This is a genomic window from Fuscovulum sp., assembly GCA_035192965.1.
GTDB lineage: Bacteria > Pseudomonadota > Alphaproteobacteria > Rhodobacterales > Rhodobacteraceae > Paragemmobacter.
Map to the genome: position 1 here is coordinate 98,627 of CP136571.1, position 13,034 is coordinate 111,660.

4 protein-coding genes are annotated in these 13,034 nt (G+C 62.7%); all 4 read right to left on the reverse strand.

What is annotated here, in order from left to right:
• Nucleotides 1–15: 15 nt before the first annotated feature.
• Nucleotides 16–1,335, reverse strand: coding sequence for an HlyD family type I secretion periplasmic adaptor subunit (locus tag RSE12_00505; GenBank protein WRH62848.1), 1,320 nt, complete (start codon nucleotides 1,333–1,335; stop codon nucleotides 16–18).
• A gap of 48 nt (nucleotides 1,336–1,383) precedes the next feature.
• On the reverse strand, nucleotides 1,384–2,331 hold the full coding sequence (locus tag RSE12_00510) for a hypothetical protein (GenBank protein ID WRH62849.1): 948 nt from the start codon (nucleotides 2,329–2,331) through the stop codon (nucleotides 1,384–1,386).
• A gap of 12 nt (nucleotides 2,332–2,343) precedes the next feature.
• Nucleotides 2,344–4,137, reverse strand: coding sequence for a type I secretion system permease/ATPase (locus RSE12_00515; GenBank protein ID WRH62850.1), 1,794 nt, complete (start codon nucleotides 4,135–4,137; stop codon nucleotides 2,344–2,346).
• A 208-nt stretch (nucleotides 4,138–4,345) separates the two neighbouring features.
• Entirely contained in the window at nucleotides 4,346–13,018 is an 8,673-nt protein-coding gene (locus RSE12_00520) for a peroxidase family protein (GenBank protein WRH62851.1), read from the reverse strand.
• Nucleotides 13,019–13,034: the final 16 nt, after the last annotated feature.

Here is a 13,034-nt window from a genome sequence, read left to right on the forward strand (position 1 = left end):
TTGGCGTGTTCTCGGCTACTCTTCGCGCATGCCGCGGTTCATCTGATCCAGCAGCGGCTGGAGAATATAGGACATCACCACGCGCTCGGCGGTGGGGATGTAAACCTCGACCGGCATTCCCGGCACCAGGCCACGGTCGCCAAGGACAGAGGTGTCGCCGGTCGCCTTGGCGCGGGCGGTGTAGTAGGACATCCCGGTCTGCGGGTCTATGACGGCGGCGGCGGCGATGGTTTCGACGACACCGTCGATTTCCGGCGTCAGGCGCTGATTGAACGCCGCAAAGCGCAGGCGGGCCTTCTGGCCGGGCTGGATCGCATCGATGTCGGTGGTCGAGATGCGGAATTCGATCACAAGATCGCTTTGTTCGGGCACCACGGTGATCAGCGTCTTGCCGGGCGCGACCACCTCACCCACCGTCGAGACGTTCACTTCGTTGACCACGCCGGTCACGGGGGCGCGCAGGATGGTGCGGTCCTTTTTCTCGCGCACCGCGTTCAGTTGTTGGCGCAGATCGGTGATCTGCGGCTCCAGCGTCCGGAATTCACGGTGGGCCTCGGATTTCGCCATCGACAGCATCCGGTCGCGTTCCAGGGTGATTTCGGTCTGACGGGCTTCGTTGCGCGCCAGGTTTGCGGTCGTTTCGCCCATCTCGCCCCGGATACGGCTGAGGTCGCGCTGAATTTCATCAATGCGCGACTTTTCAACCGACCCGGCATTCTGGAGTTTTTCAAAGCGGGCCAGAGAGTCCTGCACCAGTGCGAGTTCTTCGCCCAGTGATGTCTGCCGGGCCCGAAGCGCCTGTGTGTCAAAGCGCAACTGATCGGCCTGCAAACCAAGCGCCTGAAGTTCCACCTCGCGGTTGATGCGGTTTTCATTCATCAGGCGACGCTCGCCTTCGACGATCCGAAGATAGTCGGCATCATCGGATGCGAAAGTGGCAGGAAGAACCATTTCCGTGGCATCACGTTCGGCGGCAAGACGGGCGGCGCGGGCTTCGGCTTCCATCAGCTGCGCCTCGAGCATGCCGATGCGGGTTTCAAGGTCGAAGGCATCCAGAATCAGCACGGCTTGGTCCGCTGTGACGCGATCACCGGGGCTGACGAGGATCTGGTTCAGAGTGCCGCCATCGACATGCTGGATGTTCTGGACATCTGTCTTGATCAGTACCGAACCAGACCCGATGACCGCAGAATCAAGCCGTGCCGTCATGGCCCAGGCCCCAATGCCGCCGATCAGGAACAAGGTCAGCGCCGCCGCTACGATCAGCCGTCCGCGCAGGGAAAATGCCGCCACCGGATCGGGTGGGAAGGAGGATTTTGAAGCCGGCGACATCATAAGGGTATCTCCGTGGGCTTTGGCCCGGTGCAGCTTTGGACGGTCCGCCTAGAGCAGGCCGGTATTGGTATCGGTGGACAGAAGCGGTTCGGGTTGCATGGCCGCGGCGGTCATAGCTTCGGACAGGGTCGCTTCGGGCATTGCAGGATCAGCAGCGGTCGACGCCGGAAAGAATTGGTCAATGAAGGCTTCGCGCGAATCCGGGTTGGTCACCGTGTCGAAGGTGCGGTCTTCCCGCGCCAGATAGGCGGCATCCATATCGGGCAGCGTCTCGCCGCCGCGCAGACGATAGAGTTCGTGCTGGCTGACCCAATCCCCGATCGCAAGATCGCTGATCTCGCGCACGGTGGTTGGATGGAAGGGGCGCACGACCGCGGCAAGCTGGGCAAAGAGAGCGTCAAAGTTCACGCCAGCAATCGCATCGGCGCCCTCTTCGGCACCCGGACCTGACGGGCCTTTCGTCCCTGCCCCACCCCCGGCCTGACCGCCACCGCCGAGGTTCGGCGTGCCGGTGAGCAGACTGACACCGTCGTCAAGCAGGGGTTTCATCGGGGGCGTATCGCTGTCGGGTTGGTCCGCGAAAGAGGAATTGTGGATATCCAAAGCTGGAACAGTTTCAGGAAAGAAGCGCGACAGATCCAGCATTCCCGGGCCGCGCCCGATGCGGCCTAGGTCGACGTCATCCTCTAGTTTGCCGATGACGATCGGCTGTTCTTCGGGATCGTCGAAGGCGAGCAATGGATTGGCCATCTCCATCTCTGGCTTTCGGGACACGGCGGCGTCTTGCACGCTGGTCCGATCAGACGGCTGGGTGGTCAGATCCTCGGTCAGCGGCGTATTGCCAAAGGCTGACTTCACATAGCCCGCCATCGCCAGCGTCAGGGCCGCAAGCATCGCGGCGAAAGGCGCTTCCTTTCGTTCGGCAAGGGCAAAGAGCGCACGCCCCTTGGGCCGGTTCTGTTCGGCAGACTTGCGGTGCTTGGTCTGGATTTCCACATCAGCCTCCCGTCAGTTTGCATTTGCGATGGCGCCAAGTTCATACTCGGCGGCACCCACGGTGACCTGGTCACTGCCCGCTACATGGGTCGGTGCAACCACCTTGCCGTCACGATTGCCCAAAACCTCTTCCTTGGTGCCGAACGCGGCCAGACGGCCGGCATGCACGGCCGCCACCATATCGACGGCCGCCAGAACGCTGGGCCGATGCGCGACGATGACGGCAATGCCGCCGCGGTCACGGATGGCGCGGATCGTGTCATTCAGTGCCCGTTCGCCAACGGCATCAAGTGAGGCATTGGGTTCATCCAGCAGCACGACGAACGGATCCTGATAGAGCGCGCGGGCCAGACCGATGCGCTGGCGCTGCCCGGCGGAAAGCGCGGTGCCGAGAGCGCCCACTTCGGTGTCATAGCCGTCGGGAAGCTGAACAATCATCTTGTGCACATTCGCCGCCACCGCCGCCTTGTAGACGGCATCGGTTTCACGGCTGGGATCGAAGCGGCTGATGTTGTCGCGGACAGTGCCGTTGAACAGGCCCACTTCCTGCGGCAGGAAGCCGATGATTTCGCCTGCACGCGCGGGATCCCATTGCGAAAGGTCAACGTCATCGTAACGGATGGAGCCGCGCAGAACGGGCCAGACCCCCGCTAGTGCCCGCATCAACGTGGATTTGCCGCCGCCCGAAGGACCGATGATCGCCAGGGCCTGACCGGCCGCAAGTTCGAAGCTCACGTCCGACAGCAGCACCCGGCCATTGGCAGGTGAGGCGACCGTCAGGTTTTCGACCCGCAGCGATTGCTTTGGCGTGGGCAGCATGACGGGCGTCTTTTCCGATGACAGTGCCACCAACGTGTCACGCAGCTGGCCCCAGGCGTGGCGCGCGCCGACGATGCCCTTCCAGTTCGCGATGACCTGGTCGATGGGCGCAAGCGCGCGGCCCGAGGCGACCGAGACGGCGATGATGGCACCCGCCGACAGTTCTCCCTGAATGGTGTAGAAGGCACCAAGACCCAGAAGCCCTGATTGCAGCAGCATCCGCAGAACGCGTGACATCGCGCCCATCGTGCCGGTGATGTCGGATGCGCGGGTCTGAAGATCCAGATGCTGACGGTTGGCGATGGCGAAACGGTCTACGGCGCGGCCAGTTGCCCCCATCGCGATCAGGGTTTCCGAATTGCGGGTGTTGGATTCCGAGATGGTATTGCGGATCACCAGCGCCTTATGCGCCGATTTGGCCAGATCGCGCGATTTGTATTCGGCCACCATCGTGAGCAGCGCCAGAACCACCGCCCCGCCCAGCGTCACTGCGCCCAGCACGGGATGCAGAAAATAGACGAAGATGATGAAGATCGGAACGAAGGGCAGATCGAAGATCGCCCCCGGGGCCGAAGAGCCGAGGAAGTTGCGCAAGGTATCGACGGTGCGCCCGCGTTCCAGCGCCTCGGTCGTCGAAAAGCCGTAGCGCGGCATGTCGATGGCCACCTTGTGCGATAGCGGGGCAAGTCGCTGGTCAAGCCGCGCGCCGATGCGCACAAGGACCTGGCTGCGGATGGCGTCGAACCCGCCTTGAACGAGGTAAAGCGCCAGCGCGAGAATGGACAGGAAGACCAGCGTCTGCACCGACCCGGAGGTGAGCGCGCGGTCATAGACCTGAAGCATGTAGAACGACCCGGTCAGAGCCAGAACGCTGATCAAACCCGATATGCCAAACAGCGCCCACCCGTATCTTGCAAGGTCCGCGTTCAACAACTCCCGCGCCTTGCGCAGCGCCAGTGGATCGGGTGTGGATGTCGGGTGCGCCATGTTCGCCTCGTATCATTCCTGCGAATGGGCCACTGACTGGCCCTAACGGGAGGGGAACGGAAAGTACGAACCTCTCCCACTTGCCCAAGGCTAGGATTTTCCGGCTTGATTCCGTCATGGAACAGAGTCGCGCAATCCGTTGGACAAAGGTCTTAAACGGCCGCTTGTGACCCCCCGGCCAGATTGTGCTGGCCGGGGGGAAACGTGGTTACAGGTTGAACGATGACCCATCCAGGTTATGCGCGCCGCGCAGGGTCAGGGTGAAGTCTGCTGCGTCGTCGGCATCGGTGAAGCCTTCGATCAGCGTGTCCACACCGTCGGCCGTCGCCACCTCGCGGATCACCAGATTGCCCGCCGCAGTGGTGCCCTGACCCGCAAGGGTAAAGGTCTGGTTGCCGTTGGTTCCCACCACCGCGTCGATCCCCGACAGGTCGATCCGGTCGCCCGGAAGGAAGTCGGTGATCACGTCGCCATTGGCAGTCCCGGCTGAGACGAAGACGAAGACATCCTCGCCATCCCCCCCGGTCATCACGTTGATCGAAAGCGAGCCCCGGATCACGTCATCGCCCTGACTGCCGATGACATTCTCGATGCCGACCAGATGGTCGGTGACGCCGCCCGACCGCGCGGTTCCGATGGGCGTATAGGCCCCCAGGTCGATGACCGCGCCACCCAGGACCGCAGAGAGATCAAGCGTATCGCTGCCCGCCCCGCCAAAGATCATGTCGGCCCCATCGGCATCCTGCACGATGAAGATGTCGTCGCCTTCACCGCCCAGCTGCACATCGCGGCCAGCGCCGCCTTCGACCACATCAGCGCCCGATCCGCCGACGGCCACGTCATTGCCGCCGTTGCCGAGGATGATGTCTGCACCGCCCTTGCCAAGCAGGGCATCGCCCTGCTCGCCGCCGACGATCACGTCATCGCCTGCACCGCCGACCTGCACGCCTGCCGTGGAGCCAGGCATCAGCACCACACCTTCCAGTTCCGGGGCCGGTGCCGGTGCCGGGGTTCCAGTGCCCGAACCGGTGCCAGTTCCAGTTCCAGTTCCAGTGCCCGTGCCAGACCCGGTTCCAGTCCCCGAGCCTGTGCCGGAACCCGAACCTGTGCCAGTGCCCGATCCGCTGCCCGACCCGGACCCGGACCCGCTGCCGGTGCCGTTGCCGGCCGAGTCATCGTCGCCTTCGTCATCGCCGCTGCCCGAGCCGCCGCTTCCGGTGTCGCCACCGGCCGAGTCGTCGTCACCGTCATTGTCATCGTCATTGCCGCCGGTATTGCCGTCATCGCCACCGCCGGCATTATCGCCGTCGCCGCCACCGGCGTTGTCACCATCTCCGCCCCCGGCATTGTCTTCGTCCGAGACTTCGAAGATGCGCTCGTTCAGACCGGTCAGCCCGGTGTTGCGCATGACGATCTCTGCGAAACCCTGGCCTTCGACGAAGTTTTCGTAGAGGTCGAAGTTTTCCAGCCGGTCGACATAGTAGAAGCGATCGCCTTCCTGCAGGCGGTCAAGCTGTTCGTGGATGATCGCCCAGAAGGTGGACCCCACGATCCCGCCATTGACCTTGGCTTCGGCCAGCCCGCCGACCCAGAGATCGACACGGTCGATCCCCTTGACGGTGAAGGTGCCGTTGGCATTTGCCACAAGGGCGATGTCAGGGTTCAGTTCAGCAAAGGCATCGGCTGCCGCCTGATCCGCCAGCACCAGATCGGGATAGGCTTGCTGGAACTGGGCCAGAACTGCCGCCGACAGGTTGTTGCGCGCCCCGAAATCCGCCCAGCTTGTGTAGGGTTGCAGGGTGTTGGCGTTCAGGAAGCTGAGCGCCTCTTGGATATAGGGGCTTTGCGAGGCCAAGAGGGCGGCCTTCACCTGGTTCAGGGTGCCGATCCCCACATCGCGGCCACGGGCCACGTTGAAGGAGAAGAGGTCGGCGCTGACACGGACCAGATCGTTGCGCACACCGTCGACGATGTTGACGTCCACCTCTTCCGCCGGTTGACCGGCAATCCCGCTGAGGACGGCCCCGGCGCCAAGCTGGGTGTAACCCGGCTGCGGCACGTAGCCGAACTGTGCCAGCGTGGCGAGGCTTTGGGTAAAGGCCCCTTCGGCATTCGTCGGGTTCAGGAAGGCATCGAAGAGCGACACCTGCGACGTGCTGCCATCCGGATTGGTGACCGAGATTGTCTGCCCGATCATCGTGTGGCCAAAGCGATAGACGGCCGAGGCGAATTCCTGGCTGATCGCGGCATCCGTCTCGGGGTTCCATTCGGTAAAGCCGTGATCGCCTTCGCCGCGGATCCCGACGCCGCCGAGAAGTTTTTCGGCGAATTCGGTGAACACGACGCGCTGATATTCGGCCTCGTTCACGATCTTGGCCGCCTGGAACAGTTCCTCGGGCGTCAGGGTTGTGTTGCCCGCGTCATACAGCGCCTCCAGCTGATCCACATGATAGTTGTGGTTGCGGGCAAAGATCGTGTGCATCGAGGTGAGGGTGACGTTTTCATTCACCCGGCCATCGCCTGCCACGATGTGATCGAGCAAGTTGATATAGGGGTTCGCGTCCAGCAGCAGAGGCTGGCCTTCACCCATGAAGTTGCTGGCAAGCTGGGCCACCACGGCGCTGTTGAAGCTGCCATCGGCGTTCAGAAGGCCTGGATAGTAGTCCAGCAATGTCTGGCCACCCGCCGGAAGCCCGCCGCCGGTAAAGACGGTACCTGCTTCGATGTGGTGTTCCAGCACCCCGCGCAGGGTGGGCAGCAGTTGGAAGCCGGGGGCAGACGGGTCTGCCGCACCGAGGAGCACCCTCGCCCCCAGCCCGCCATCGCCATCGCTTTCGCGCAGGAGTTGGCCGATCAGGGTGGTGGAGCCGTAGACCTGGTTCTGATCCACGAAGGGCGAGGTGATGTTCAGGTGCTGCGCGGCTCCGTCTTCATCGAAGCCAACAACAGAAGCGCGGCTGAGGTCTGCCGGGTTCTGCGTACGCGGCCCGGTGCCCGGATCGCCGATCTGGATGCTGCCAGCGCCACCCTTGGGGATGAAGCTGAGGCCATGGTCAAAGTATTGGGCAAAGGCCATGAAGAAGATGTTGGCATCGGCGCTTTGGGGCGTGCCCGCCTCTTGCGTGCCGATGATGTTCGAGATGTTGCGCGGATCGAGGCCATCGAAGATCGGGTTGACCGCGTTGTTCACGCCGCCCTCTTCGCGTTCGCCCGAGCGGTTTGGCGTGATGCGGATGAAGGGTTCGCCATGCGCGCCCAATGTCGGGTCGGCCGGGTTGTTGCCTTCGCCGGTCAGGGTGCGGATGCCCAGCGCGTTTGCGGCATCATCGTTGCCATCCGGGTTGATGCCACGGACGAGGTTCAGCAGGCCTGCCGCGTCATTGGCGGTCAGTTGCGTGACGGGGGTATTGCCGCCGCCCGTGCCACCATTGCCCGTGCCACCACTGCTATTCGTCAGCGACGGAAGCGCGCTGATCGAACCGGCAAAGGTGACGGCATGGCTGCCATTCGTCATGGTGACCGTGCCGTTGCCATTGTCAGCAGCCGTGTAGGCCGCCGGGTTGGCCCCGGCCGGCACCTCGATCACATCCTGCGCGCGCAGGGTGCCGACGATGGTGTCATTGCCACCACCCGACCGGAACAGGATGCGGTGCGCCGAAGCAAGTCCCGAGATATCCACCGTGTCATCTGCGGCAGACCCGTTGATGGTGATGGTGTTGACGTCCAGCCCGGTGGGGGTGAAGTCACCCACAGCGGTCACAGTATCCGCCCCGTCGCCGGTGTTAATGACGATCTCTTCGATGTCGCGAAGTTCCGCGATGACAGCGCCATTGCCGGTGCCGTTGCGGGTGATGACGATTTCCGTCCCGGCCTGCACGGCACGGGTGCCGCCCAGTGCAAGGAAGGCCGCAGCAGTAAAGACCGTAAAGGTTTCCACCGTCGCATCGCCGTTCACGATCATCGTGTCGCCTGCCGCACCTTCGATGCCGCCATCCACAATGTCGCGCCCTTCGCCGACATTCCAGGTCACCTGATCATTGCCCGCACCGCCAAAGATGCTGTCAGCCCCGGCGCCGCCGAACAGGGCATCGGCCCCAGCGCCACCGTTCAGGATATCCGCGCCACCATCACCGTTCAGGATGTCTGCGCCGCCATCGCCATTCAGGATGTCTGCCGCCGCGCCGCCGAAGATCACGTCTGCGCCGGCATCGCCAAACAGCAGGTCTGTGCCGCCTTCGCCGTTGATGAGGTCGGCCCCCTCACCACCGCTGACCGTATCCACGCCACCGCCTGCGTTGACGGTGTCATTGCCGCCCAGCGCATCGATGAAGTCATCCTGCGGCGTGCCGGCCAGAATCTCGGCCGCCGCTGTCCCGGTGATGGCCGGAGCGATGTTGGCGGTTTCGCCCGAGATCAGCTGCGTCACGTTGTTATTGGCATCGGTCACTGTCACGACCACGCGCAGCGGCTCGCCCGCTTCATCCGCCGTGGGGGCGAAAGTGGCACCGGTTTCGCCTTCAAGATCGGTCCACGTCCCGTCATGCAGGTGCTGCCATTGCAGGGTAAAGGCCGGGGCCGCCGGACCATCGGGATCTACCAGCGCGGTCACGCTGACGGAAAGCACTTGGCCGACAGTCGGCGTAGTATCGGAAATGGTGATCGTTGCCGTTGCAGGCCGATCCACGATCAGGCTGCTGACCGCCACGTCACCATCATTGAACCGCAGCACTTCGATATTGCGCAGCGTATCCGTACCTTCGTTGAACAGGTTCAGGGCCTGTGCTTCGGTGAAGCCAAGGTCAGCCGGATCGCTCTCGGTGACGTGGGTCACGATCACCCGGTCGGCAAGGCGGGTGATGACATAGTTTTCGCGCACGTCCCAGAATTGTGCCGTGTCGGAATCGCCCGTGGCATTGCCGTCCACAACTTCACGCACCATCCGAAGCTGGGTCGGGTTGATGGACCCGTCGAGCAGTTCCACCATGATTTCGGACAGGCTGTCGATGGACCGCGTGACCACGCCGCTGATGCGATCGAGGATTTCAATCCGCACATTCAGCCAGTGGTCGCCGTCGATGAAATCGTCACCGCCGCGGCCCATGATGACATCGCTGCCACCACCGCCCAGAAGGATATTGCCCTTTGTCAGGCTGGCGGAGTCGACATAGCTGCCCAGCAATGTGCCCAAGCCGGCGATACGGGCGATGCCTGCCGTGGTGAGTTCATGGCCGGCAAAAGTGGTTTCGTTCTGGCCAAGCGTGACCGCTGGATCAACATCGCCACCGGCGCGGTCATCACCGAGAATGAGGTCATCCTGATCAAAACCTGATGCGCCTTCCACCCGGTCAAAGCGGTTGCGCAGGATATCCTGCTGGTCGGTGGCAAAGATCTTGCGGTTCAGATCGAGGTCGGCGGCGATGCGAACATCTTTGTAGGTGACCCAGTCGAACCCGAACATGCCTTCGGCGCGGATCACGCTTTCGCCCATCACCATGATGTCGTCGCCGCTTTCGGCGTCGAAGTCGGTTTCGTTGTCGCCGGCGAACATGATGTCATGGCCGATGATGGTGGAGTTGAAGAACAGTTCCGAGTTGTCACCCGAGATGACGTCGAACCCGCCTGCGCCTTCGATCCAGTCGTCGCCTTCGTTGCCGTGCAGGAGATCGGCCCCTGCCCCGCCGAGGAGGAAGTCGTTGCCTTCCCCTGCGGTCGCGACCTTGGCATCGTCTTCGCCCATGATCAGCACATCGACGCCGCGCCCGCCAAAGACCAGTTCCGCCGCACCCGCGCCGGAATGGAGGATATCGTTGCCGTCCTCGCCATGCAGGAAGGATACGTCGCCGCCATCGAGGATGATGTCGTCGCCCGCCCCGCCGTGCATGTGGTTGACCCCGGCCCCGCCGATCAGCAGGTCATTCCCGCCGTCACCCCAATGGGTATCGTCGCCGATATCCCCGATCAGGACGTCGCGCTCGGCGGTGCCGCCAAGGACGACATGTTCGCCGCCCCGGAACTGAAGCAGGTTGTCATAGTCGCGCGCGCCGACAGTCAGACCGTCGGTGTCGCGTTCCACCTTTGAGCGGCCAATCGCACCGAGGAAGGGATCGAATTCCGCATTGGTCGGATCAGCCTCAAGCTGGTAGCGCATATCGACCTCGAGGATGTGGTCGACATTGCCGAACACCTCGCCCGGCAGGTGGCTGCCGCCTTCGCCAAAGTCGCTGTTGCGCATGATGATCGACGCAAAGGAGTTATTCTCCAGTTCATTGATCATGTTCAGACCCTGCGTCCGGGTCAGATAGTAGAAGCGGTCATTGTTCTGCAGGTTTTCAAGCTGCACCTCGAACACGAAGGCAAAGGTCGACCCCAGCATCCCGCCGAAGGGCATGATCTGTTCGGCAAGACCGCCGATCCAGAAGTCGACATTGTTCAGACCGCCCAGCGCCGCATCGCCTGCATAGTCGCCCGCCGCGTTCAGGAAGTCGCGGCGGTCTGCCTCGAATTCGGTGAAGGCCGCGCCGGTAAGGGTGCTATCACCCAGCACAAGTTTCATGGCCGCTTCGCGTTTGTCATCAGCCGTGGCAGCCGCAAGGATCGAGGCGTGGGTGCCATAGGCCGCGATGAAGTTGATGATCGAGGCGGAGTTCTTGAGGTTGACCGCGAAATCCGCCCAGCTTGTGTAGGGGCGCAGCCAATCGGAGCCGCTGGCCTCATAGAACGTCTGGCGGGCCACCTGAAGCGACGGCACCCCGGTTTCACGACCCCGCGCGATGTTCAGCGCGGCAAGGTCCAGCGGCAAACCGACCAGGTTGTTGCGCAGCGCGCTGGTGACAAATTCGTCGATGGCGTTGCCGGTTTCCGCTGTCATGCCCCGGATCACCGCACCTGCGGCCTGATCCGCGGTGATTGTGCGGTCGTTGTCGAAGGCAATGGGGTTCAGGAAGGCGTCGATCAGACCGGTGTTGTCACGCTCGACTGTCACCGTGTCACCGGCACCCGCAACGAAGCGGACCGTGTCGACATTCTCGGTCAGCATGGAATGGCCGAAGCGATAGACGACATGGGCGAATTCGGCAAAGATCGCCGGGTCCAGATCGGTGATCGAGTTGAACACGAAGGCGTCGATGCCGGGATGCACGCGGCGGGCGAATTCTTCGAACACCATGTGCTGATACTGCATCTCGGTGGCGAAGCGGGCCGATTGGAACAGGCGTTCGCCATCCCAGATCAGCGTCGCGGGATCGACCGAGCTTGGGACAGTTCCCGGCTCAAGGTCCACACGCAGCCATTGATTGATGAAGGCCAGATCATTGGTTTCCAGGATCGTCGCCTTCATGGCATCGACCTGGCGGTTATGTTCCGAATGGAAGATGTGGTGAACGGCGGTCAGGCCGAAGTTTTCGTTGGCCCGTCCGTCGCCTGCCATGAAGTGGCGGTCCAGCAGTTCGTTGTCATAGGCGGTGCGAACGCCATTGGGCAGGAAATCGGCTGCATCGGTCACACCGATCACACCGTCGAGGTCTGCCGTCATGGTAAAGACATCGTCAGTCGTCGCCGGATTGCGGTCTGCATCATAGGTGGTCGGGTTGGCCGTGTGGGCGATGTCTTCGAGGAAGGCATGGCCGGTGGGAACCGCATCCGTCGTATCCACGAGGGCCGGAGTGCCCGGCGCTGCGGGGGGGATACCCTCGACAAGCTCGGTGACGACGATGCCGTCCACGATCTGCGGGGTGCCATCCGCATTTCGGACGATCTTGATGATCTGGGCATAGCCGTTGGGGCCAAGTTCCAGATTTCCGTATTCATCGGTGGCCAGCAGCGGCACGCCGTGAACATCAAAATCATCCAGTTCGATACCAAGCAGGTTGCGCGCCTGCGCCTTTACATCGGCCCAGGTTGCCATGCCGTCACCAGGACCGTGCAGCAGTTCGCCGGTCGAGACGGTTTGACCATCGACGCGGACATACTCCCGCAAGAACGCCTGATGCGACGCGTGTGAGGTGTAGGTCTGGTTCTGATCGACCCAGGGCGTGGTCCTGTTCATATGTTCGCGCTGGTCGTCTGCGGTGCCGAGGATACCGTCTGCCCCCGGTGTGATGGTGTTGGTGGCGCGGGTCAGGACCATGAAATTCGTGCGCGACCCTGCGACGTAGAGCGGGTCATCCTCGGCCAGGGGAATATAGACGGTGCCTGCGCCGCCCTTGGACACGAGGTCGAGCCCGTGGTCGAAGAACTGGCCGAACATCGTCATCCACGAGTTGAAGGGGGCGGTCAGCCCCTCGTCGGGCGAGACGTCGGGGATACGGACATTGTAGGTTTGTCCATCGGGCGAAGGGTCGATCTCGATCCCCGTGTCGGCTATCCGCGCATCCAATGCTGTTTTGGCATCAGCAGTGGCCGCCGAGGCAGGGTCGGCGCGGAGCGCAGTCTGATAGGTGTCATATAGATCGACGAGTTCCTGCGCAGTGGCGACAACGGCAGACGGCGCCTCTGTCCCGAAGCGCAGCAGCCAGGCTGCCACAGCGGCAATGTTCGACATCGACTGATCGACGATCAGGTTTGAGATCAGGCGCGGGTCCGAGTCGAACACGTTGCCGGAGGTCTGTGCGTAGGAAGTCGGCGCGCCGCCGGGCGGGCCGAAGGGGGACGGATCCGCTGTCAGAAAGTTCGCGGGCAAAAGGCGCGGCATCAGCTGGTCGGCCGAACCCCAGAGTTCCCGGCCTTCGACAAGGTTGTTGAATGTCCCGTTTACTGTACGCAGACCGTAGGGAAGATGGGTGTCGGGCACCAGATCGCGAAGATCCTCGCCGGCTGCGTGACGTTCAGCGATCTCGATTTGCTGAAGAATGAATTCCAGGTCATGGCGGTTAACGTGGACCATTTTGATATTCCCTGTG

What these genes read in the sequence shown, in the direction of transcription:
- RSE12_00520 (WRH62851.1), bottom strand. Translation starts at nt 13,018, where the DNA reads ATGGTCCACGTTAACCGCCATGACCTGGAATTCATTCTTCAGCAAATC.
- RSE12_00505 (WRH62848.1), bottom strand. Translation starts at nt 1,335, where the DNA reads ATGATGTCGCCGGCTTCAAAATCCTCCTTCCCACCCGATCCGGTGGCG.
- RSE12_00515 (WRH62850.1), bottom strand. Translation starts at nt 4,137, where the DNA reads ATGGCGCACCCGACATCCACACCCGATCCACTGGCGCTGCGCAAGGCG.